Raw genomic sequence first — 23,063 nt, forward strand, 5'->3', positions numbered from 1 at the left:
GCGCATGGACCGATCGGCGCTGCTCGCATCGGCCGGCATCGCGATACGCTCCGCGCACAACATGATCGACTTGTCACGGGGGCGGTTGATGAACAGACGTGCGTGGGTGCGACTCGCGGTCGTACCACTGGTGGGCGGCGCGGGCCTGGTGGGTCCGGCGGCGCCCGCGGCGGTCGCCGCGCCGGCACCGGTCACCCAGGCGGTGGCCGACGAGTTGTACGTGAGCAAGGACTGCGCGTCGGGCGGCGACGGCAGTGTGGACCGGCCGTTCTGCACCATCTCGGCGGCGGCGGCCGTGGTGCAGCCCGGCCAGACGGTGCTGGTGCAGCCGGGCAACTACCCGGAGGCGCTCACCGTCACCCGCTCCGGCACCGCGGACGCGCCGGTCACCTTCCGGGCCGTGAACGGACCGAGCGGCCGGGTCACGGTCGGCAACATCGACGCCACCAACGTCATCGGCGCCGTCATCACCCTCTCCGGCGTGCACGACGTGGTGGTGCAGGGGTTCACCGTGGTGAGCACGCCGGAGCGGACCCCGCTCGTGGTCGACGGGTCCACCCGGGTCACCGTCGACGGTCTCGGGGCGTACTCGTCGCGCACCACAAGCACGCTGCACGTCACCGGAGCCTCCCGGGATGTCACCGTCAGCCGGAACTACCTCAGCAACTCGCCTGCCCAGAGTCCCGCCGTGCGGGTCGACCCGGGCGTCACCGGCACGATGATCGTCCACAACCAACTGTCCAACAGTGGTCTGCTGGTCACTGACGCCGTCGGTACGGTGATCACCAACAACACGGTCCTGACCAACTGCCAGCGGGCCATCGAGGTGGCCGGAACAGCTCCCGGCGTGGAGATCCAGAACAACATCGTGCGCACCCACCCGTTCCGCGCGGCCTGTGCCGATCCGGGACCGGCCACCGCCATCACGGTGTCGCCGGAGTCGACGGACGGCGCGGTCGCCGACTACAACCTGATCGACCCGATCACCGGCGGCGCCCTCTACTCATGGGGCGGGACCGGCTACTCCGATCTGCCGTCCTTCCGTACCGCCAGCGGTCAGGGGCAGCACGACATCGCGGCCGACCCGATCATCGGGAACCTCATGAGCAGCGGGCGGTACTACCGCCCGATCGGCGCGACATCGCCCGCGGTCGACTCGGCCAACGCCTCCGCCAAGGGGCTCACCCGCACCGACATGCTCGGCAACCCGCACAGTGACAACCCGGCCGTGCCCAACACCGGCACCGGCATCGGGTACCACGACCGGGGCGCCTTCGAGGTCCAGGGCGGCGTGATCGGCGGCCAGGTCGGCATCGAGCGCAAGCGTGGCACCGACCCGTTCGCGGTGACGGCGATCGCCGCCCCGCAGTACGCCTGGACGACGGACGGTGAGGGCGGCTCGATCGCGTACAAGTTCGACGACGAGCGCTACTGGCGGGTGACCGCGGACCGGACCCGCGACCACTCGTTCCGCCGCGGTGGTCGCAGCTGTGTCGCCACGAAGACCAGCTTCACCGACTTCCGGATCACGCCGGAGTACAGCTACTACCACTGCACGACGGTCGGGGCGCCCTACACTCCGGTGTCGCCCACCCGGGTGCTGGACACCCGGGCGGCGATCGGCACCGCCACCACCACGGCGGTGCCGGCGAAGGGCGAGGTCGTCCTGCCGGTCCCGAGTGTCGGCGGCGTGCCGGCCCGGGACATCACCGCGCTGGTCCTCAACGTCACGGTCACCAGGCCGACGGCGTCGGGCTTCATCACCGTGTACCCGAACCGGGACAACAGTTGGCCGCCAAGCTCGTCGAACGTCAACTTCGTCGCCAACGAGACCGTGCCGAACCTGGTCACCGTGCCGATGGGCGACGGCATCCGCTTCCGCAACAGCAGCAGCGGCACGGTGCACCTGGTCGCCGACCTGCAGGGCTTCTACGGCCGGCAGGGCTCCGGCTTCAAGCCGCTCAGCCCGGTGCGGGTGCTGGACACCCGGACGTCGACGCCGCTGGCCGGCAACGCCGACCGGCGGCTGGACTTCGCCGGCTGGCTGCCGGCCGACGCGACGGCGGCGATCCTGAACGTGACGGTCACCAGGCCGACCGCCGCGGGCGTGCTGAAGGTCTACCCGGACGGCTCGTCGGTGCCGGTGGCCTCGAACCTCAACTTCGTGGCCGGGCAGACGATCCCGAACCTGGTGATCGTGCCGGTGGTCGCCGGCAAGGTGATGATCCGCAACGCCAGCTCCGGCACCACCCACGTGGTCGCCGACCTGGCCGGCTACTTCGGCTCGGCCGCTTCCGGGGCCAACCAGGTCTACGTGCCGTACGGGCCGACCCGGATCGCCGACACCCGCGACGACTCGGGCTGGATCAAGGTGGTCTCCGGCCAGCTCAGCAGGTACCAGAAGGCGCCGTTCGCGGTGAAGAGCGAGACGGGCTGTGACTTCGAGTGCCCCCGGCCGACCGCCGCGGTGCTCAACCTGACCGTCACCGCCCCGACGGCCGCGGGCGTGCTGACCGCGTACCCGGCGGGCGAGGCGGCGCCGACGGCGTCGAACGTCAACTTCGTCGCCGGTGAGACGGCCGCGAACCTGGCCGTGGTCAAGGTCGGTGCCAACGGTCAGGTCGCGGCGTTCAACAACAGCAGCGGCTACACCCACGCCATCGTCGACCAGTCCGGGTACTTCATCGCCCCGGCCTGACGGTCACCGCCGGTCCGCAGCGGCCGCGCCCCCGGTCTCCTCGATCGGGACGCGGCCGCTGCGCCGTTCTCCGGCCCGGTCAGGGGCTGGCGGCGAGGAAGACGAACGCGGCCAGCAGCACCAGGTGGACCCCGCCCTGAAGGACGGTCGCCCGGCCGGGGACGACGGTGAGCACCCCGGTCACCGCGGTCAGCGCCAGCAGGGTCAGCTGGGTGCCGCCGAGGCCGAGCAGCAGCGGCCCCTCCAGCCAGATGGAGGCGAGGGGCGATCGCCGGGATGGTGAGACCGATGCTGGCCATCGCGGAGCCGAGGGCGAGGTTGAGGCTGATCTGCACCCGGTCCCGCCGGGCGGCCCGGGCCGCGGCGAGGGTCTCGGGGAGCAGCACGAGCAGTGCGATGACCACGCCCACGAAGGCCTGCGGGAGGTTCGCGGCCGCGACGCCCGCCTCGATGGCGGGGGAGACCGTCTTGGCCAGGCCGACCACGGCGACCAGGGAGACGAGCAGCAGGCCCAGGCTGGCCAGCGCGGTCCGCGTCGACGGCGGGTCGGCGTGCGCGTCGCCGTCGTCGTCCAGCAGCCTGCCCTCGCTGGTCACGGGGAGGAAGTAGTCGCGGTGCCGGCCGGTCTGCACCATGACGAAGAGCCCGTCGCGCCGATCAGCAGAGACAACCCGAGGATGCCGTTGCAGGTGATCATCACGGCGGCGAAGACAGTGTCCCGGGCCAGCGACTGGGTCTTCTCTCCGCCGCTGATCATCAGGGTCACGATCAGCGCCACCTCGATGACGGTGACCGCCACGGCGAGCACCAGCGAGCCGTACGGTTCGCCGACCTTGTGCGCGACCACCTCGGCGTGGTGGACGGCCGCGAGCACCGCGCCGGCCAGGAAGGCGGCCACCAGCGCGACCATGATCCCGGGGAGGCCGCGACCCCAGGTGACGGCGAGCAGTACGACCGCGAGGATGGGCATGGATACGGTCCAGTTGGTCAAACGGGATCGAATCAGCGCGATCATGCCGTCAACAATGCCAGGCGCGCCGATCGAACGCCGAGCGTCGACGAACCCCGTGACCGCCGCTGAGAAGGTCGAAAGCCCCTGCCCAGAGGGTCACGCCGCACCAGCGGACGCGAGGGCCTTCGCCTCCCGACGGCGACCGGTTGCAGCCCGAACCCCTGGTCCACATTGTCCGTGCGGGGGGCCATCGCATCGGTGGACGTCGGGGTACGCTGCCGCGCGCAGGCAGAACTTCAGGCACGGGGATGGTTGATGACGACCAGAAACACACTCGCCCGGCTCGCAGTCGTACCCCTGATCGGGGGCGCGGGCCTGGTCGGGCCGGCGGCGCCAGCGATGGGCGCGACGCCCGCGCCGGTCGCCCAGGCGGCGGCGGCCCCAGGGACGGAACTCCACGTGAGCAGCAAGTACTGCTCCCCGACGGGCACCCGGGACGGCAGCCCGGCGGCGCCGTTCTGCACGATCCAGGCTGCCTCGGACGTGGCCGGACCGGGCCAGACGGTCCTGGTCCACCCGGGCACCTACCAGGAGAACGTCTCGTTCACCCGGTCCGGCACGGCGGACGCGCCGATCATCTTCCGCGCGGTCCCGATGCCCAACGACCCGGTGCGCGTCGGCAAGTACGGCACCACCGCCGAGATGGGCGCGATCATCGTGGTCGCCGAGGCGCACGACGTGGTCATCGAGGGCTTCGACGTGTACGGGGAGAGCCGCGCGGACGGCGTCGCCGTGATCGACTCCAGCCGGATCAGCCTCGACCAGCTCACCGTCCACGGCGCGTCCGACGGCGCGACCGGGGTGAACGTGAGTGGCGTCTCCGACGACGTGCGGATCACCCGCAGCATCATCAGCAACGGCGGCGGCGCCACCGTCGACCTCGACCCCGGCGCGACGAACGTCACCGTCGCCGGCAACCAGCTCCTCGGGCACGGCCTGCTGGCCACCATGTCGCCCGGCGTCACCGTCACCGGCAACACGGTGGTCACGAACTGCCGGGTGGGCATCGACCTGTACGCCGGCTCCACCGGCGCCTCGGTCCGCAACAACATCGTCCAGACCTCATCGTCGCGCCAGACCTGCCCCGAGCCGTCCTGGGCCCCGGGCATCCGGGTCGACGCGAGTTCCGAGCGGGACACGACCGCCGACCACAACCTCGTCGACCCGGCCAGCGGCGGCCCGCTCTACACCTGGCACGGCGACGAGCACGCGACGCTCGCGTCGTTCACCGCGGCGACCGGGCAGGGCGGTCACGACGTCGCCGCCGACCCGCTCCTCACCAAGGTGCAGGGGTCCTGGGCCGGGTGGTACCGGACGAAGACCGGCTCGCCGGCTCGCGACTCCGCCGACGCCGGCGCGCGGGGCGCCCTGGACAGCGACCTGCTCGACAACGCGTACGCCGACGACCCGGGCGTCACGAACACCGGCACCGGCAGCGGCTACCGTGACCGGGGCGCCGTTGAGGCGCAGGGCACCCAGGTGACGCAGCCGCAGTACCTCCGTCGCAAGCCCGGTGGCGGCCCCATGGACGTGGTTGCCGGCGGGAGTCTGCGCACCTCGTGGACGGTCGAACGGGAGCGGGCGAAGTACGCCTACCAGTTCTACGGCGACCGCTACTGGCATGTGACCGACGCCAGTTCGCTGGAGCGCACCGTCCGGCGGGCCGGCCGAATCTGCGTCCAGGTGCTCGGCACCACGTCGAACTTCCGGATCGCCAACTCCTATGCCGCGAGCCCCTGCACGGTCGTCGGTGCCCGGTTCACCCCGGTCACCCCGACCCGGCTGCTGGACACCCGGTCGGGCCTCGGCACCACCTCCACGAAGCCGCTGGGGCAGAACGGCACCCTCCTTCTGCCCGTGAGCAGCGTCGCCGGGGTGTCGGGCGAGGACATCACCGCGCTGGTGCTCAACGTCACGGTGACCCAGCCCACCGACCCGGGATTCATCACCGTCTACCCCTACGGCGGACTGCCGAACGCCTCCAACGTGAACTTCGTGGCCGGGGAGACGGTGCCGAACCAGGTCACCGTGCCGGTGACGAACGGATACATCGCCTTCACCCACACCGGTGTGGGCGAGGTGCACCTGGTGGCGGACCTGCAGGGCTTCTACACCGGCTCCGGTTCGGGCTTCGCCCCGACGGCGCCCGTGCGGATGCTCGACACCCGGCAGGGTACGGCCGGCCCGATCGCGGCCAACACCACCCGCACCCTGGACCTGTCGGCCAAGGTGCCGGCCGGGGCGACGGCCGCCGTCCTGAACGTGACCGTCACGAAGCCGACCGCGAACGGGGTGCTCAAGCTCTTCCCGTACGGCACGGCGGTGCCGGTGGCGTCGAACCTCAACTTCGTCACCGGACAGACCATCCCCAACCTGGTGACGGTGCCGGTGGTCGACGGCAAGGTGAGCATCCGCAACGCCAGCTCCGGCACCACCCACGTGGTGGCCGACCTGGCTGGCTGGTTCAGCCCGGCCGCCACCCAGACGTTCGTGCCGATCGCCCCCACGCGGCTGCTGGACACCCGCGACAGTGGCTTCCCGCTCGGCGCATGGAGCAGCATCGGGGTCGAGCCCGCCGTGGCGGAGAAGACCTGCACGCCGGCCTGCCCGGCGCCGACCGCGCTGGTGGGGAACCTGACCGTCACCCGGCCGACGGCGGCGGGTGTGCTCATCGCGTACCCGGGCGGGCAGCAGCGGCCGACCGCCTCGAACGTCAACTTCGTCGCTGGCGAGACCGCGTCGAACGCCGCCGTGGTGGCGACGGGCTGGGGCGTCGACGTGTGGAACAGCAGTCCGGGGACGACCCACGTGATCGTGGACCAGTCCGGGTACTTCATCGGCCCGGCGTCCTGACCGGACCCGACATCCGGCGCCGGCCACCCGTCCACGCGGCGGGTGGCCGGTGCCGTCTCCGGTCACGCCCGTCCGACGGGCTTACCAGACCGGTCGATGCCCCGGTACGCTGCCGCGGCACACATTCGACACGTCACGGGGCAGTTGATGAGAAAACGTGGACTGGCGCAGCTTGCGCTCATACCGGTGGTCGCGAGCCTCGGCCTGATCGGGCCGGCGTCGCCCGCGACGGCCGTCACCCAGGCGTCCGCGTCGGCTGGCGAGGTGTACGTCAACAACAAGGACTGCACGCCGGACGCCGACGGCAGCACGGAGAAGCCGTACTGCACCATCGGTGCCGCGGCCGCCGTGGCGCAGCCGGGCCAGACGGTCCTGGTGCAGCCGGGCGACTACCGGGAGACGGTGACCTTCGACCGGTCCGGCACCGTGGACGCGCCGATCACCTACCGGGCCGTGAACAGCCCCGACGGCGAGGTTCGTGTCGGCTACCACTACACCCTCACCGACACGATCTTCCGCCTGGTCGGCGTGCACGACGTCGTCCTGGAGGGCTTCCTCACCAGCACCGGGGGCAGCAGCAGCACCGTCGTGGTCGACCGCTCCGCCCGGATCACTCTGGACGGGCTGGGGGTCTTCAACCCGTTCGAGGCCCCGGCGCTGGTCCGGCTCACCGGCGGGTCCAGCGACGTCACGGTGCGCCGGTCCTGGCTGCGCGGCCTCGGCGGCGCGGCGGGCGTGGCGGTCGAGCCGGGGGTGACGGGGACGGTGCTCACCGGCAACGCCTTGGAGGACGCCCGGATCGACGTCACCGACGCGCCGGGCACGGTGGTCACCGGAAACACCGTCGTCACGGAGTGCGACGTGGCGATCCAGGTGGCCGGCGTCTCGCCGGGCGTCCGGCTGCACAACAACGTCGTCCAGACCGCGGGCGGCCCCGAGTACGACCCGCAGCCCTGCGACGCCCCGTCGCGGGCCACCGCGATCTCCGTCTCGCCGGAGTCGTCCGCCGGGTCGACGTCCGACCACAACCTGATCGGCTCCCGCAGCGGCGGTGTGCCGTACCGGTGGGGCGGCACCACCCACGAGACCCTCGACGCGTTCCGGGCCGCCACCGGGCAGGGCGGGCACGACATCCTCGACCCGGTGCTGCTCGACCGGCGCGGCCAGTCTCGCGGCTGGTGGGAGCTCGAGAGCGGCTCACCCGGCCTGGACAGCGCTGACGCTGACGCGCCCGGTGTGCTCCGGACCGACCTGCTGGGCAACCCGCACGCCAACCTGCCGCACGTGCCGAACACCGGCACCGGCAACGGGTACCACGACCGCGGCGCGGTGGAGTGGGTCGGGCAGGGCAAGGTCGGCGCGACCGGCTTCCGTCGGGTGCTCGGGGGCGGGTTCCTCGACACGGAGGCCACCGCCGTGCCGACGTACGAGTACCCGACGGACGGGCCGGGCGGCTCGGTGGCGTTCAAGTTCACCGGTGACCGGTACTGGCGGGTCGGGACCGCGGGGTCGCTGCGGCACACGTTCCGCCGGGCGGGCAGCGTCGTCATGAACGCCCGGGTCGACTTCATCGGCTTCCGCGCGGCCGACCTCAGCACGAAGTCGCGCGCCGGCAACGCCTCGGTGGGCCCGCTGTTCACCGTGGTCGGCTCGCTGTACCAGCCGGTCGCCCCGACCCGGGTGCTGGACACCCGGGCGGCGGTCGGCGTGGCCACCCGGACGCCGGTGCCCGGCAACTCGGAGGTCGTGCTCGCGATTCCCGGGATCGGCGGGGTGCCGGCGGCGGACATCACGGCGGTCGTGCTGAACGTCACCGCGACCCAGCCGACCAGCGCCGGGTTCCTGACCGTTTACCCGGACGGAGTCAAGCTGCCGGACGCCTCGAACGTCAACTTCGTGCCGAAGGAGACGGTGCCGAACCTGGTCACCGTGCCGATGTCCAACGGCAAGCTGCGCATCCGCAACACCGGCAGCGGCACCGTGCACGTCGTCGCCGACCTCCAGGGCTGGTACGGCGCCAAGGGCAGTGGTCTGCGGACCCTGGCGCCCACCCGGATGCTGGACACCCGCGCCGGCACCGCCGGGCCGTTCCCCGCCAACACCACCCGGCAGGTGGACCTCTCCGGCAAGCTGCCGGCCGGCGCGACGGCGGCGATCCTCAACGTCACGGTGACCAGGCCGACGGCGAACGGGGTGCTGAAGGTCTTCCCGGCGGGCTCGGCCGTGCCGGTGGCGTCGAACCTGAACTTCGTCACCGGGCAGACCATCCCCAACCTGGTGACCGTGCCCGTCGTCGCTGGAAAGGTCAGCATCCACAACGCCAGCTCGGGCACCACGCACGTGATCGCCGACCTGGCCGGCTACTACGGCTCCGCCGCCTCGGGCGCCGTCGACGGCTACGTGCCGCTGGACCCGTACCGGATCGTGGACACCCGGGCGAGCATCGGCCTCGACGGCCGGGGGTACGGCGGTCCGCTCCAGCCGTACGAGAAGGTCGGCTTCCTGCCCTGGTACGTCCAGACGGCGTGCCCGGCGACGTGTGCCACGCCCACCGCGGCCGTGTTCAACATGACCGCCACCCGGCCGAGCGCGCCGGGCGTCCTCACCGCGTACCCGCGTACCGGGGCCGCGTCGCCCACCGCCTCGAACGTCAACTTCGTCGCCGGTGAGACGGCCGCGAACATGGCGGTCGTCCGGGCGGGCACCGGCGGAGAGATCGCCGTTTACCACAACAGCAACGGTGGCACGGAGCTGATCGTGGACCAGGCGGGCTTCTTCATCGCCCCCCTGTCCTGACCTCCCCCGGAGCCGGCGACCCCCCGTGACCAGCGGGAAGTCGCCGGCTCCGGCATTTTCCGGTTCAGCCGTCCGGCGGTGGGTAGGGATTCTGGTGGACGAGAAAACGCTGCTCCCTCCCGCGTGGAGGGAGGTCGACCGGAACGAGGAGGATTGCCATGACCACCGTGGTCGAGAAGTCGATCGAAGTCGACGTCCCGGTCAGCACCGCCTACAACCAGTGGACGCAGTTCGAGGAGTTCCCCCGTTTCATGGGCGGCGTGCAGGAGGTGCGCCAGCTGGACGACCAGCGGATGCGCTGGGTCGCCCAGATCGCCGGCGTCAAGCGCGAGTGGGACGCCAGGGTCCTGGAGCAGGTGCCCGACCAGAAGGTCGCCTGGGCGGCGACCGAGGGCGCGACCAACGCCGGCGCGGTCTACTTCCAGCCGGTGGGCGCGGGCCGCACCATGGTCCGGCTGCACCTGGAGTACGAGCCGGAGGGGCTGGTCGAGAAGACCGGCGACAAGCTGAACATCGTCGAGAAGCAGGCCGAGTCCGACCTGGAGAAGTTCAAGAGCTTTATCGAGTCCCGGGGCGCCGAGACCGGCGCCTGGCGCGGCTCGGTCGGCGAGGGGCACGGCGTGGGCACGCCGGGCGTCGCGCACGCGGCGCCGTCCCAGGGTGACAGCGGCAAGGCCGGTGTCTCCGGCACCGCGGTCGCGGCCGGTGCCGCCGCCGCGGGTGCCGCTGCCGCCGCCGGGATCGCCGCCGCCAAGCACCGCACGGGCGACGACGAGGACCGGACGCGGACCACCACCAGCGAGACCGATCACCTGGTGACCGACGTCGAGGTCGTGCCCGACCCGGCCGCCACCACGTACCCCGGTGGCCCGGTCAGCGAGCCGAACCGCCCGCTCTGACGTACCCCCTGCGGGGCCCGGCGGACCGACCACCCGGTCGGACCGCCGGGCCCCGCGCCTGTGCCCCTTAACCAAAACCAGTGATCCATTTAACTATGGCGCTGCGCCCGGCGTCCTACGGTCGGACGGTCACATCCATGTGGGATACGGGGCCCAGGAGGATTCAATGGTCAGACGCCACATCGCACGGCTCGTCGTCGCGTTCACGGGGGTGATCGCCCTGCTGGTCGCGGTACCGACCGCCGCCGTCGCCGCACCCGGCAACGACGACTTCACCGCCGCCACGCGGGTGGGAAGCCTGCCGTACAGCATGACTCTCGACACCAGCGGCGCCACGTCGGACGGGACGGACCCGACCGGCTGCTCCAACAACGGCTCGGTGTGGTTCAGCTACACGCCGACCACCGACACCCGGATCCAGGCCGACACCTTCGGCAGCGACTACGACACCGTGCTCTCCGCCTGGACGGGGGAGCAGGGCTCGTTCACCCGGGTGGCCTGCAACGACGACACCAACGGCACGCAGTCACAGGTCGGCTTCGTGGTCACGGCGGGGACCACCTACCACTTCATGGTCGGGTCCTGCTGCGGTGACGGCGGCACGGGTGGGGGTTCGCTGCACTTCACCGTCACCGAGATCCAGCCGGCGGTCAACGACAATTTCGCCGACGCGCTGCCGGTCGGCGCACTGCCGTACTCGAACGTCCAGGACCTCAGCACGGCCACCGCGGAGCCCGCCGAGTCCTCGTCCTGCTTCAACTCCACCCGTACGGTGTGGTACTCGTACACGCCGACGACCACCCGCACGGTCATGGCCAGCACCGCTCCGGACTATCCCGGTATCGCCGTCTACACGGGGAGTTCGCTGAGCAACCTGTCCGAGGTGTTCTGCCGGCCCCTCTACGGCTACGCCCCGGTGACCTTCGAGGCGCAGGCCGGCACGACGTACCTGTTCCGGACCGGGGCGGACTTCGCCGAGCAGGTCACCTTCCGGCTGGAGGTCGCGCCGGACCCCACGGTCGACTTCTACTACGCCGGGGTCGACCACAATTCGTTCGACACCGTCCCCTTCTACCCCTCGGTCCACGACCCGGCCGGCCTGGGCATCGCCTCCTACGCCTGGGACTTCGGTGACGGCTCGACGTCGACCGCGACCTACCCGAGCCACCGGTTCAGCGCCGACGGCGACTACACCGTCCGGCTGACGGTGCGGACGGTCGACGGGCGGAGCGCGTCGGCCTCCGAGGTGATCGCGGTCCGTACCCACGACGTGTCGATTGTCCGACTGACCGTGCCGTCGACCGCCCGGGTCGGGCAAACCGTCGGCGTCACCGTCAACGTCCAGAACACCCGGTACGACGAGAACGTCACCGTCCGCCTCTACCGGAGCAGCCCCTCGGGCTACGTGCAGGTCGGCACCTCCACGCAGCCGGTCCCGGTGAAGGCGGCGGGCAAGACCACGGCCTTCTCGTTCTCCTACACGGTCACGGCCGACGACCAGGCCGCCGGGAAGATCACGTTCCGGGCGGTGGCCGAGCTGGTCCAGAACCGGGAGGCGCTCCCGGCGGACAATGAGCTGCTATCGACCCCGATCAAGGTCAGCTGAGCCATCAACGGTCCCGGACGGTCGGTCGCAGTGCGCCCGTACCGTCCGGGGCCGTCCCCGGGCGGACCGTGCCCCTGTCAGGCGGCGAGCACCAGCGCCAGGGAGCCGACCACCGGCGCCGCGTACAGCAGGGGGAACGGGATGTGCGAGTACGAGCGCGCCCGGAGCACGGTGACGACGGCACCGGTGAAGTAGAGCACCAGGCCGATCCCGGCCAGCACGCCGACAACCGGCACGAACAGGCCGGCCACCAGTCCCGCCGCGCCGGCGGCCTTGGCGGTGCCGAGCCAGGGCCACCACGAGCGGGGTACGCCGTAGTCGGCCAGCGGCTGCACGACCCACGGGGCGCGGAGGAAGACGGAGGCGGCGGAGAAGCCGACCATGGCGGCGGCCAGCAGGGTCACGACGACGTGCGCGGTGGACATCAGGAGCTCTCCTCGGTGTGGGCTCACCCGGGCGGGTCGTCCGGGGTTCCTCACCGCACTGACACCGGGCCGCGCCCGGTTGTGACCGGCGGTGTGACCGGCGTCCAGGAACGCCACGGATCAGCGCCGCAGCACCGGTATTCGGACACTCGGGCGGACTCGGCCCGCAGCGCCGGGCGGGATCGGTTGTATGGCCCGCGACCCGTAAAGAGGCGTTCTACGCTCTGGGCAGATGGGCCGCGCGCCTTTGCGACCTGCCACAAGTCGGGTAGTGCCGGCACCGAAATGCGCCCGCGAGGCAGGAGCCGGGTGGCTTGCCGTGTCGCGGTACGAGGGCAGAAGGTTCCCGCTCGACCTCTCATCACCTCGAACGGAAGGTGGCCACATGGCTGTCAAGACCGAAGCGCGAACGAGGACCGCAGAGATTCGGCCGTTCACGATAGAGATGCCCGAGGCGGACCTGAAGGCCCTGCGTGCGCGTATCGCGGCCACCCGCTGGCCCGAGAAGCAGACCGTCTCCGATCAGTCCCAGGGCGTACCGCTCGAGACCAGCCAGGCGCTCGCCCGCTACTGGGAGAAGGAGTACGACTGGCGCAAGGTCGAGGCGCGGCTGAACGCCCTACCGAATTTCATCACCGAGATCGACGGGCTCGACATCCACTTCCTCCACATCCGGTCGAAGCACGAGGACGCGCTGCCGCTCATCGTCACGCACGGGTGGCCGGGCTCGATCATCGAGCAACTGAAGATCATCGGCCCGCTCACCGACCCGACGGCACACGGCGCGGACGCGTCGGACGCCTTCCACCTGGTGATCCCGTCAATGCCCGGCTACGGCTTCTCGGGCAAGCCGACCACGCCCGGCTGGGACGCGGAGCACATCGCACGCGCCTGGATCGAGTTGATGAAGCGCCTCGGCTACACGCGATTCGTCGCCCAGGGCGGCGACTGGGGCGCGCTCATCACGGACCTCATCGGTCTGCAGGCGCCGCCGGAACTGCTCGGCATTCACACCAACATGCCCGGTGCGATTCCGCCCGACATCGACACGCTGCTCCAGACCGGTGTCACCGGAGCCGCCAACCCGCTGGCCTCGCTGCCGTCCAACCTCTCCGACGAGGAGAAGCGGACGTGCGAGCAGCTCGACTTCTTCTGGAAGCACTCGGCCTACGCCCTCATGATGGGGGCGCGCACGGAGACGCTGACCGGATTCGCGGATTCGCCCATCGCGCTGGCGAGCTACATGATCGACCATGACGCGGCCAGCCTGGAGCTGATCTGCCAGGCCTTCGCCGGGAAATCCGTGGGCATCACGCGGGACGACGTCCTCGACAACATCACGCTGTTCTGGCTGACCAACACGGGACTGTCCGCGGCTCGCCTCTACTGGGAGAACAAGCTCTCCTTCTTCGCCGCCAAGGGGGTTTCCGTCCCGGTTGCCGTGAGCGTCTTCCCGTGTGAGCTCTACGAGACCCCGAGAAGTTGGGCGGAGCAGGCGTATCCCAATCTCATCCACTACAACAAGCTCGACAAGGGCGGGCACTTCGCGGCCTGGGAACAGCCACAGCTCCTGTCCGAAGAGCTGCGCACCGCCTTCCGGTCGCTCCGCTAGCCGACCGGGTCCGCAGGCACGGAGACCCTCCCCGGTAGCCGGCTGCCTCCGACCGAGCAGTGCGCCCCAGGAACGGATCAAGGCCCCTCCGTGGAGGGGCCTTGATCTTTGCTTACCTCTGGTCGGGGTGGCCGGATTCGAACCGACGACCTCTTCGTCCCGAACGAAGCGCGCTACCAAGCTGCGCCACACCCCGAGGCGTGCCGACAAATAGTAGCCCACCCGGTCCGGTGGTCAAACTCGGTACCCCCTGGGCCCGGCCCGGGGCGCAGGCGCCGGGGGCTCAGCGCGGGATGAGCGTCAGCACGCTCGCCTCCGGCGGGCAGGCGAACCGCACCGGAGCGGTGGGGTGGGTGCCCAGGCCGGCGGAGACGTGCAGCCAGGAGTCCGAGCCGGGCCAGCGGTGCAGCCCGCGCGCCATCGAGCGGGGCAGCCCGCAGTTGGTCACCAGTGCCCCGTAGCCGGGCACGCAGACCTGGCCGCCGTGGGTGTGCCCGGCGAGCAGCAGGCTGAAGCCGTCCGCGGCCATCCGGTCCAGCACCGGCGGCTCGGGGGAGTGTGCGAGCGCGATCCCGAGGTCGGCTGCGGCGGCGACCGGCCCGGCGACGGCGTCGTAGTCGTCCCGCTCGATGTGCGGGTCGTCCACGCCGACCAGCTCCACCAGGCGGCCGCCGGCCTTCACCGACGTCCGGGCGTTGTTGAGGTCCGCCCAGCCGGCCGCGGTGAACACGTCCCGCAGTTCCTCGTGCGGCAGCTCGACGCCCTCGGTGTACTCCCGGTCGGGCAGGAAGTAGGTGAACGGGTTCTTCCAGACCGGCCCGGTGTAGTCGTTCGACCCGAAGACGAAGGCGCCCGGGTAGTCGAGCAGCGGTTGCAGGGCCCGCAGCACTCCTCCGACGGCGTCGGGGTGGGCCATGTTGTCGCCGGTGACCACCACCAGGTCCGGGTCGAGGGCGGCCAGCGACGCCACCCACTGCTGCTTGCGTGCCTGGTCGGGCATCATGTGCAGGTCCGACAGGTGCAGCACGCGCAGCGGCTCCGCGTCGGCCGGCAGCACCGGCACGTCGTACCGCCGCAGGGTGAACATGTTGCGCTCGATGAGCGACGCGTACGCCAGGGTGGCCGCGCCCGCGGCGACGGTTCCGGCGGCAAGGCGGAATAGTGTGCGCTTTCGCATGCCGTTCAGGGTAGTTTGACCGTCCATGAGCACGCTGAAGGACCGCCTCACTGCCGACATGCGCGCCGCTCTCAAGGCGCGCGACGAGCTGACCACCTCCACCCTGCGGATGGCCCTCGCGGCCGTCGGCACCGCCGAGGTCGCCGGCAAGGCCAAGCGCGAGCTCACCGACGACGAGGTGCTCGCGGTGCTGACCAAGGAGGCGAAGAAGCGGCGCGAGGCCGCCACCGCCTTCGCCGAGGCCGGCCGGGGTGAGCAGGCCGCCAAGGAGACCGCCGAGGGCGAGGTGCTGGACCGCTACCTGCCCAAGCAGCTCTCCGACGACGAGCTGGCCGAGCTGGTCGCGGGGGCGCTCGCGGCCGGCGGCTTCACCGGCAAGGCGCAGATGGGCCCGGCCATGAAGGCGGCCCAGGCCGCGGTGGCCGGCCAGGCCGAGGGGGGCCGGGTGGCCGCCGAGGTACGCCGACAGCTCGGCCTCTGACCCACGTACGCGAAACGGGCGGGCACCCTCGAAAGGGTGCCCGCCCGTCGTTCGTGCGGAGGTCAGCCGCGGGGCCGAGGAGGTCGGCCCGTTGTCGGCGGGGTGGCGGTGCCGCCGGGGCCCGTGGTCGTCCCGGGCGGGGTGCCGCCGCCACTGCTCACCTGGATGGTGACCACGCCGCCCTTGATGGTCCGGCCCTCCGGGCTGGTGCCGGCGGCCTTGCCCGCCGGGCAGCTCGACGCGACCTTGACGTCCGAGACGACCGCCTCGAAGCCGGCCCCGTTGATCCGGGACTTGGCGGCGTCCAGGTCCTGGCAGGTCACGCTGGGGATGGAGCGCTGGTCGCCCTCGGAGATCTTCTTGCCGGGCGGCTCGAAGTTGATCCGCTCCTTGCCCTTCATCGCGTCCCGCAGCGTCTCCCAGACCGGCGGGTTGATGCCGTCGGGCTCGTTGTGCTTCATCTTGACGTTGGTCTGCGGCCAGTCCGGGTCGGCCATGATGCCGGCGACCGCGTACTGCTTGGTCATCGCGACCAGGGCGGCGGTCTTCTCCGAGTCGGTGGTGCCGGACTTGCCGGCCACCGGCGCGTTGACGATCGTCTTGACCTGGCGGGCGGTACGGCTGTTGCCGCACTTGCTGGTGGAGGAGTTGTCACCGACCGGGCAGCGGGCGGCGTCCACGGCGGCCCGGGCCACCTCGGTGCTGACCCGCTTCTCGCAGCGCGGGTTGGCGATGTCGAGCTTGTTGCCCTCCGGGTCCCTGATCTCCTGCACCGGGATCGGCTCGCAGTACTTGCCGTCCGCGGCGAGGGTCGCGTACGCGTTGGCCAGCTCCAGCGGGGTGGTCTGCGAGACGCCCAGGGTGAACGCGCCCCACTGGTGCGCCGCGTCCTTGGTGCCGGCGAACTTGGCGTCGTTGGCGGCCCGGAACTGGATGCCGAGGCGCTTCGCCACGTCGACCACGTTCTCCCCCCCGACCTGCTGCTGGAGCGGGACGAAGTAGGTGTTGATCGACTGGGAGAAGGCGCTCCACATGTTCAGCACGCCGCCGGCCTTGCCGGTCGAGTTGGTCGGGCAGTAGAAGTGCGTGCCCGGGCAGGCGGCCGGGGAGCTGCTGTCGATGATGTATTCCGACTTGAACTTCGCCTGCGCGTTGATGGTGTAGCTGAGCGGGATGCCCTTCTCCAGGGCGGCGACGATGGTGAAGATCTTGAAGGTCGAGCCCGCCTGGTAGCCGGTGATGCCCTGACCGCCGGTGAGCAGCGGGTTCACCGTGGCCGGGTAGTTGCCCCGGATCTTCTTCTTCGCCTTCGCCGGGTCGCTGGAGATCTTGTTCTTCGGGTTCTTCGGATCGTCGATCTTGAAGGACCGGTTCACCGCGAGCGCCCGGACCCGACCGGTGCCCGGCTCCACCACGGCGACCATGGCGGCCTCCTTGGCGGTCTCCTTCTTGGCCTTGCGCACCGCCCGGTCCGCACCCCGCTGCGCCTGCGCGTCGAGGGTGGTGACGATGGTGTAGCCGCCGCTCTTGAGCCGCCGCTCCCGGTCGTACGTGGTCGAGCCGAACGTCCCCTGCTGCATCCACCAGCGGTAGAAGTAGTCGCAGAAGAAGCCCCAGCCCTTCTCGTTGGTGGAGACGCAGCCGTTCGGGGTTCGCTTGTCCTTCACCACCATCGGGGCAGCCTTGGCGGCGTCGGCCTCCGGCTGGGTGATGGCACCGATCTTGACCATGTTGTCGATCACGTAGTTGCGCCGGTCGAGGGCGAGCGGGCGGCCGCTACGGGTGGTCGGGTCGTTGGTGGTCGGCGCCTTGACCATGCCGGCCAGCATCGCCGCTTCCTCGATCTTCAGCTTGCTCGGCGGCTTGCCGAAGTAGACCTGGCTGGCGGCGTAGACGCCGTACGCGCCGTTGCCGAACGACGCGATGTTCAGGTAGCGCTCCAGGATCTCGTCCTTGGAGAACTCCTTGTCGATCTGGATCGCGTAGCGCATCTCGCGCAGCTTGCGGGCGCTGGTGTCCTCGGTCGCCGCGACCACGTCGGCCGGGTGGGTCGCCGAGTAGGCGATGGCCAGCCGGACGTACTGCATCGTCAGCGTCGAGGCGCCCTGCTGGGAGTTGGTGCCGGACTGGTTGTTGACGAAGGCACGGGCGACGCCGTTGAGGTCGACGCCGTTGTGCTTGTAGAAGTCGTGGTCCTCGGCGGCGATGATCGCCTTCGGCATGACCGGCGCGATGTCGGCCAGCTTCACGTCCCGCCGGTTCTCGTCGTACATGGTCGCCAGCGGTGTCTTGCCGTCGGAGGCGAGCAGGTAGCTGATCTGCGGCGCGCGGGCCACGGTCAGCTCCTTCGGCAACGCGCCGAAGGTCTCGGCGCCGGCCTTCGCGGCCAAGCCGGACATCGCCACCGCGGGGAAAGCCGCCGCCGCGACCACCACGCCGGCGAGCAGGCCACAGACAAGCAGCGATGCGGCGTTGGTGAAGACATTGTGGTCACGTTTCCGCATCCAGGTCACCTCGACAGGGTACGCGAGTAGGGAACGAGGGGCGCTGGGGCGTTCTTTCCCCATTTCCTGCGCGCGCCGACCTCGTTGTGCTAAACGCACGACCCCCGGTACGTGGTTGCGTGTGACCTGCCGCGAGTCTCCACCGAACGGTGGAGCCCCCGCAGCGTTTTCACGTACCCGGGCCGGGTAAGCGGCGGGCGAAGGCCCGGGAAGCCGGGAGTGTCCGGAATGATGGATTTCGCCGACAACGTTGCGTAATCAGGCGACTACAGAGCATGATGGTGGCGCGACAGGGCCACACGTCGTCCGTGCCTCCTTGGGGAAGGAACGGGCCGGACGACCGGGGGGACATCACGGCTGGTCGCACGAGGTCGGTAGGTACTGCAAGGGGGGACGTGTACACATGGGCATGATCACTGACTGGCCGTCACTGGCGGCGTGTCAGAACGGGGACCCGGACGCGTTGTTCGTACAGGGCGCCGAACAGAACGTGGCGAAGAGGATCTGCCGGAGCTGCCCAGTTCGGTACGAGTGCCTGGCCGACGCGCTCGACAACCGGATCGAGTTCGGGGTGTGGGGTGGCATGACCGAACGCGAACGCCGGGCGCTGCTGCGCCGGCACCCGCAGGTGACGAGCTGGCGCAAGATGTTCGAGGCCGCGATGAAGAAGAACGCCAAGGACAAGACCGGCAAGGACAAGGTCCTGGTCACCGCCGCCGGCTGACGCCGGTCACGGCCGGCTGATCGCCGCGCCGATCGTCCGCAGCCCGTCGACGTCGTGTACGTCGGCGGGCTGCGCCGTCACCGACACCGCCGGCACCGTCGGGAACGCCTCGGTGAACCGGGTCGCCACCTGCTGTTCGCGTACCGCCTGCTGGGCCAGCGCGGCGTGCGCCCGCAGCACGTCGACGGTCGCGTCGTGCCCGCCCAGCTCCGCCAGCCGCCCCGCGGCGGCGACGCTCTCGGCCGCGCCCAGGTCGGGTACTGCCGGCCGGTGCACCCGGTTGAGCACCAGGCCGGCCAGCGGCATCCGCTCCTCGCGCAGCCGGCCGGCGAAGTAGGCCGCCTCCCGGACCGCGTCCGGCTCCGGCGCCGCGACCAGCAGGAAGGCCGTTTCCCGGGCCTGCAGGATGCGGTACGTCTGCTCCGCCCGCTGCCGGAAGCCGCCGAACATCGAGTCCAGCGCGGCGACGAAGCCGGAGAGGTCGGTGATCAGCTGCGCGCCGAGCACCTTCTGCACCACCTTCGAGAACATCCCGAAGCTGGCGGTGACGAGGCTGAACATGCTCCGCCCCCCGCTGCGCGCCGGCGCCAGCAGCAGCCGCAGCATCCGCCCGTCGAGGAAGCGGGAGAGCCGGGCCGGGGCGTCCAGGAAGTCCAGCGCCGAGCGGGACGGCGGGGTGTCCACCACGATCAGGTCCCACTCGCCGCGGGCGTGCAGCTGGCCCAGCTTCTCCATCGCCATGTACTCCTGCGTGCCGGCGAAGGTCGAGCTCATGGCCTGGTAGAAGGGGTTGGCGAAGATTTCCGCCGCCTTGGCCGGATCGGTGTGCTGGAGCACCACGTCGTCGAAGGTGCGCTTCATGTCCAGCATCATGGCGTGCAGCTCGCCGCCGCTGGCCTCGACGTCGAGCCCCTTGACCTGGCGGGGTGTGTTGTCCAGCTCGGTCAGGCCGAGCGACTGGGCCAGCCGGCGGGCCGGGTCGATGGTGAGCACCACCGTCCGCCGGCCGTGCCGCTCGGCCGCCCGTAGGGCGAGCGCGGCGGCCGTGGTCGTCTTACCCACACCGCCGGCGCCGCAGCACACGACGATCCGCACGCCGGGATCGGCGAGGATCTGGTCGAGGTTCAGCCGTGGCGCCGCGTCTTCGGAAGGCACCAATCGAGCGTATCGGGCCGGTGGGGTCCGTGCGCCCGTGCCGAGGTCAGGTGTGAGTCAATCCGCCCGGCCGAGGAGTTCGGCGAGCCGATCCAGCCCCGCCCGGTCCACCCCGTCGGGGAGCAGCGGCAGCTCGGTCAGGGGCAGCCCCAGCTCCACCAGGTCCGTCCGGAGGGAGTCCTCCAGATCGCGCCGGATCTGCTGGTCCCGGGCCTCGCCGGCCAGCCCGGCCACGGTGGCCCGGTCGGCCGGCAGCCCGGCGGCGAGCAGGCCCCGCTTCAGCTCGGCCTGGGTGACCTCACGCCCGGCCGGCACCGGCGGTCGGGCGCCGTTCACGATCACCCGCCCCACCGGGAAGCCCAACTGGTTCAGCTCGGCGATCGCGTCGACCGTCTCCTGGACCGGCATCTCCTCGAGCAGCGTGACCACGTGCACCGCGGTGATCGGGGAGCGCAGCAGCGCGGCGACCCCCTCGCTCTGGGTCTTGATCGGGCCGACCTTCGCCAGCCGGGCGGTCTCCGCGGTGACGTTGAGGAAGCGGCCGATCCGCCCGGTCGGCGGCGCGTCCAGCACCACCGCGTCGTACGCCCGGCGCTGGCCGGTGGTGCGGGTGGTCGCCTCCTTCACCTTGCCGGTGAGCAGCACGTCCCGCAGCCCCGGCGCGATGGTGGTGGCGAAGTCGATGGCGCCGAGCTTGCGCAGCGCCCGGCCGGCCGCACCGAGCTTGTAGAACATGTCGAGGTACTCCAGCAGGGCCTCCTCGGCGTCCACCGCCAGGGCCCGTACCTCGCCGCCACCGGGAGCGTCGGTGAGGTGCCGCTCCTCGTACGGCAGCGGGTCGGTGCCGAAGAGCTGGGCGATGCCCTGCCGCCCCTCGACCTCGACCAGCAGGGTGCGCCGGCCGCCGTCGGCCAGGGCCAGCGCCAGGGCCGCCGCGACGCTGGTCTTGCCGGTACCGCCCTTGCCGGTGACCACGTGCAGGCGGGCCGGCCATCCGGTGGAGGCCGGGTCGGCCGGCCGCTCTGCTGCTCGCACCCGTCGAGCCTATCCACCCGGCGGCGTCAGGCCACCTCGCAGACCCACCAACCCGTCTTCCGTACGACGGTGAAGCGCAGCGCCTGCTCGGCGACCTTCTCGTCGGCGGTGGTCATGGTGACCTTGGTGGTGACGGTGGCCCGATCCCCGGTCTGGTTGTCGACCTTCGGGCTGGCCCAGCGGAAGCGCGGGTTGGCGTAGCCGGCGGCGTACCTGCGCACCTCGGCCACCTTGGCGTCGAGCTTCTCCTGGTCCCGGGCGTTCGAGCAGACGTAGTCGGCCGCCTTCCTCGCGTCCTGGTCCAGGTAGACGGCGGTGAGGAAGTTGTCGACCGCGACCGCTGGCTCCTTGGCGCCCTCGCCGTCCTCGGTGTTCCGCAGGGCCAGGAACGCGGCCGTCCCGCCCCCGCCGCAGAGCAGCAGCGCGCCGGCCAGCACGAGCGAGGCGATGAGCAGGCCGCGCCGGCGCCGGGCCACCGGCGCCTGGTACGCGGGGTAGCCGGGCGGGGGTGGCGGGATGGTGCCCGGCCCGGACTCGTCGGGGGTGGTGTCGCCCGGCGCGGGGGTGGCCGGCGATCCGGTCGCTCCGTCGTTCGGCGGTTGGGTCATCTGGTCCCCCGGGGATGGGCGTCCTCGCCGCCGCTGGGCGGGGAAGAGGGTTCGGGCGCGGCGGGCGACGTCGCTCGCCCGTCCGAGGCAGAAGGGTAGCGGTCGATGGGTCCTTCCGTGGCGCACCGTTCACGAGCCGCGGGCCCGCGTCGTCACGTTCCGGACGAGGCATCTGTCGCATATGTGACTCCAGGTGATCAACCATGCGCGTCCCGTTGTGGCCGTCTGGGCTGCGGTCCTACGTTCGTGCCGGCGGGGGAGCGGGTCGGGCGGTGGGTCCGGTCCGGACGGCGGACAGTTCATGGTTTGAGGCCCGGAGGCAGTACATGCGCGACGCGGACAACATCGCTCGAGCCCAGTTCCCGCCCGGCGACCGGGCGGGCCGGCTCACCGATCGGGGGGAAGCGGACGGGCCGCTCGGCAGTCTCCCGATCAATGAGCGCTCGTACCGCCGGTGCGCCGAGCCGAACGAGGTGCTGCGCATCCTCAACCGCGGGGGCGGGCGGGACGAGGACGAGCCCGGGTACGTCATCCACCTGCCGATCCGGGTGGCCGACCTGTCGGCGGCCACCGCGCTGGCCGGCACGGTGGCGATCTCGCTGGGGTTCCTGCCCGAGCTGGACGCCGGGGAGACCACCGTCTCGACCGTCGACGACCAGAACAACCGGCACCGGGTCTTCTGCGACCTGCTGCTGCCCGACAAGTCCCGCTGCCCTCAGCCGTACGACCACGAGGGCCCGTGCGGGGAGGTGCCGACCGCCCCCGAGCAGCGTCCCGCGCCCCGGCCGACGCCCAAACCGTAGGCTGTGCCTGGAAACCAGTCCACGTCAGGCAAGGGAGCCTTCCACCGATGCAGAAGTGGGAATACGCCACGGTCCCGCTGCTGGTCCACGCGACCAAGCAGATCCTCGACAACTGGGGCGAGGACGGCTGGGAGTTGGTCGCCGTGGTCCCCGGCCCGAACCCGGACCAGCTGGTCGCCTACCTGAAGCGTCCGAAGGGCTGACGGGCATGAGCAACGGGCCTCACGCCAAGCTGGCGGAACTCGGGCTGGCCCTGCCCGAGGTCGTGCCGCCGGTGGCCAGCTACGTGCCGGCGGTGCAGTCCGGCCAGCACGTCTTCGTCTCCGGCCAGCTGCCGATCGCCGAGGGCAAGCTGCTCGCCACCGGCAAGGTCGGCGCCGGCGTCTCCGCCGAGCAGGCCAAGGACCTCGCCGAGCGGTGCGCGCTGAACGCCCTCGCGGCGGTCGACGCCCTGGTCGGCCTGGAGAACGTCGTCAAGATCGTGAAGCTGACCGGCTTCGTCGCGAGCGCGTCCGGGTTCACCGGTCAGCCCGGCGTGATCAACGGCGCCTCGGACCTCTTCGGCGCGGTCTTCGGCGAGGCCGGCCGGCACGCTCGCTCCGCGGTCGGCGTCGCGGAGCTGCCGCTCGACGCCCCGGTCGAGGTCGAGGTCATCGTCGAGGTCGCCTGACCGCA

Annotated in this window: 16 protein-coding genes, 1 tRNA gene and 2 pseudogenes; 11 read left to right on the top strand and 8 right to left on the bottom strand. The window is 71.3% G+C overall.

Annotated elements, in window-relative coordinates; genetic code table 11:
• Positions 1–88 precede the first annotated feature (88 nt).
• Positions 89–2,698 carry a NosD domain-containing protein gene (locus GA0074696_RS04280; protein WP_157745815.1) on the top strand — a complete coding sequence of 870 codons (2,610 nt, stop codon included), beginning with the start codon at positions 89–91 and terminating at the stop codon, positions 2,696–2,698.
• 79 nt (positions 2,699–2,777) lie between these two features.
• On the opposite strand, the pseudogene GA0074696_RS04285 reads toward GA0074696_RS04280, so the two are convergent.
• A pseudogene (locus GA0074696_RS04285) lies at positions 2,778–3,713 on the bottom strand (calcium:proton antiporter).
• Between the two features lie 252 nt (positions 3,714–3,965).
• On the opposite strand from GA0074696_RS04285, the gene GA0074696_RS04290 reads away from it, so the two are divergent.
• From GA0074696_RS04290 to GA0074696_RS04305, 4 genes and pseudogenes are all read left to right on the top strand, one after another.
• A complete protein-coding gene (locus GA0074696_RS04290; protein ID WP_157745817.1) occupies positions 3,966–6,563 on the top strand; it encodes a right-handed parallel beta-helix repeat-containing protein in 2,598 nt (865 codons plus the stop codon).
• A gap of 147 nt (positions 6,564–6,710) precedes the next feature.
• Positions 6,711–9,359 (top strand): right-handed parallel beta-helix repeat-containing protein, encoded by a 2,649-nt coding sequence (locus tag GA0074696_RS04295; RefSeq protein ID WP_157745819.1) that lies wholly within the window; start codon positions 6,711–6,713, stop codon positions 9,357–9,359.
• A gap of 158 nt (positions 9,360–9,517) precedes the next feature.
• Positions 9,518–9,964 (top strand): annotated as a pseudogene (locus GA0074696_RS31645) (SRPBCC family protein); the annotation flags it as partial.
• A 460-nt stretch (positions 9,965–10,424) separates the two neighbouring features.
• Positions 10,425–11,864: a PKD domain-containing protein gene (locus GA0074696_RS04305; RefSeq protein ID WP_088959883.1), complete on the top strand. Its 1,440-nt coding sequence runs from the start codon at positions 10,425–10,427 to the stop codon at positions 11,862–11,864.
• A gap of 77 nt (positions 11,865–11,941) precedes the next feature.
• On the opposite strand, the gene GA0074696_RS04310 is transcribed toward GA0074696_RS04305, so the two are convergent.
• The gene (locus GA0074696_RS04310) at positions 11,942–12,289 is read right to left on the bottom strand and encodes a DoxX family protein (protein ID WP_088959884.1); all 348 of its coding nucleotides are present in this window, start codon (positions 12,287–12,289) and stop codon (positions 11,942–11,944) included.
• A gap of 385 nt (positions 12,290–12,674) precedes the next feature.
• Here GA0074696_RS04310 and GA0074696_RS04315 point away from each other — a divergent pair, with 385 nt between their 5' ends.
• Complete coding sequence (locus GA0074696_RS04315) at positions 12,675–13,901, top strand: epoxide hydrolase family protein (RefSeq protein WP_088959885.1); 1,227 nt, start codon at positions 12,675–12,677, stop codon at positions 13,899–13,901.
• 119 nt (positions 13,902–14,020) lie between these two features.
• Here the strand turns inward: GA0074696_RS04315 and GA0074696_RS04320 are convergent.
• Together GA0074696_RS04320 and GA0074696_RS04325 are read right to left on the bottom strand one after the other, a co-directional pair.
• Positions 14,021–14,097: transfer RNA gene (locus GA0074696_RS04320), tRNA-Pro, on the bottom strand.
• 87 nt (positions 14,098–14,184) lie between these two features.
• Positions 14,185–15,078 (bottom strand): metallophosphoesterase, encoded by an 894-nt coding sequence (locus tag GA0074696_RS04325; protein ID WP_088959886.1) that lies wholly within the window; start codon positions 15,076–15,078, stop codon positions 14,185–14,187.
• A 25-nt stretch (positions 15,079–15,103) separates the two neighbouring features.
• Here GA0074696_RS04325 and GA0074696_RS04330 point away from each other — a divergent pair, with 25 nt between their 5' ends.
• On the top strand, positions 15,104–15,559 hold the full coding sequence (locus tag GA0074696_RS04330) for a GatB/YqeY domain-containing protein (protein WP_088959887.1): 456 nt from the start codon (positions 15,104–15,106) through the stop codon (positions 15,557–15,559).
• 62 nt (positions 15,560–15,621) lie between these two features.
• Here GA0074696_RS04330 and GA0074696_RS04335 read toward each other — a convergent pair whose 3' ends face one another.
• Positions 15,622–18,063, bottom strand: coding sequence for a penicillin-binding protein (locus GA0074696_RS04335; protein WP_088959888.1), 2,442 nt, complete (start codon positions 18,061–18,063; stop codon positions 15,622–15,624).
• A gap of 403 nt (positions 18,064–18,466) precedes the next feature.
• Between GA0074696_RS04335 and GA0074696_RS04340 the strand changes: the two genes are divergently transcribed.
• Entirely contained in the window at positions 18,467–18,787 is a 321-nt protein-coding gene (locus GA0074696_RS04340; RefSeq protein ID WP_088959889.1) for a WhiB family transcriptional regulator, read from the top strand.
• Between the two features lie 6 nt (positions 18,788–18,793).
• On the opposite strand, the gene GA0074696_RS04345 is transcribed toward GA0074696_RS04340, so the two are convergent.
• Genes GA0074696_RS04345 through GA0074696_RS04355 form a run of 3 tightly spaced genes read right to left on the bottom strand, consistent with a single transcriptional unit; the run spans position 18,794 to position 21,585 of the window.
• Positions 18,794–19,945 (bottom strand): ArsA family ATPase, encoded by a 1,152-nt coding sequence (locus GA0074696_RS04345; protein WP_172894164.1) that lies wholly within the window; start codon positions 19,943–19,945, stop codon positions 18,794–18,796.
• Positions 19,946–19,999: 54 nt separating this feature from the next.
• Positions 20,000–20,977 carry an ArsA-related P-loop ATPase gene (locus GA0074696_RS04350; protein WP_088959891.1) on the bottom strand — a complete coding sequence of 326 codons (978 nt, stop codon included), beginning with the start codon at positions 20,975–20,977 and terminating at the stop codon, positions 20,000–20,002.
• Between the two features lie 26 nt (positions 20,978–21,003).
• Complete coding sequence (locus GA0074696_RS04355) at positions 21,004–21,585, bottom strand: Rv0361 family membrane protein (RefSeq protein ID WP_088959892.1); 582 nt, start codon at positions 21,583–21,585, stop codon at positions 21,004–21,006.
• Positions 21,586–21,911: 326 nt separating this feature from the next.
• On the opposite strand from GA0074696_RS04355, the gene GA0074696_RS04360 reads away from it, so the two are divergent.
• Genes GA0074696_RS04360 through GA0074696_RS04370 form a run of 3 tightly spaced genes read left to right on the top strand, consistent with a single transcriptional unit; the run spans position 21,912 to position 23,058 of the window.
• The gene (locus tag GA0074696_RS04360; protein ID WP_088959893.1) at positions 21,912–22,388 is read left to right on the top strand and encodes a hypothetical protein; all 477 of its coding nucleotides are present in this window, start codon (positions 21,912–21,914) and stop codon (positions 22,386–22,388) included.
• A 47-nt stretch (positions 22,389–22,435) separates the two neighbouring features.
• Positions 22,436–22,591 carry a hypothetical protein gene (locus GA0074696_RS31105; RefSeq protein ID WP_088959894.1) on the top strand — a complete coding sequence of 52 codons (156 nt, stop codon included), beginning with the start codon at positions 22,436–22,438 and terminating at the stop codon, positions 22,589–22,591.
• Between the two features lie 5 nt (positions 22,592–22,596).
• Positions 22,597–23,058, top strand: coding sequence for a RidA family protein (locus GA0074696_RS04370; RefSeq protein WP_088959895.1), 462 nt, complete (start codon positions 22,597–22,599; stop codon positions 23,056–23,058).
• The last annotated feature ends 5 nt before the right edge of the window (positions 23,059–23,063 follow it).

It is taken from the genome of Micromonospora purpureochromogenes (genome assembly GCF_900091515.1).
GTDB lineage: Bacteria > Actinomycetota > Actinomycetes > Mycobacteriales > Micromonosporaceae > Micromonospora > Micromonospora purpureochromogenes.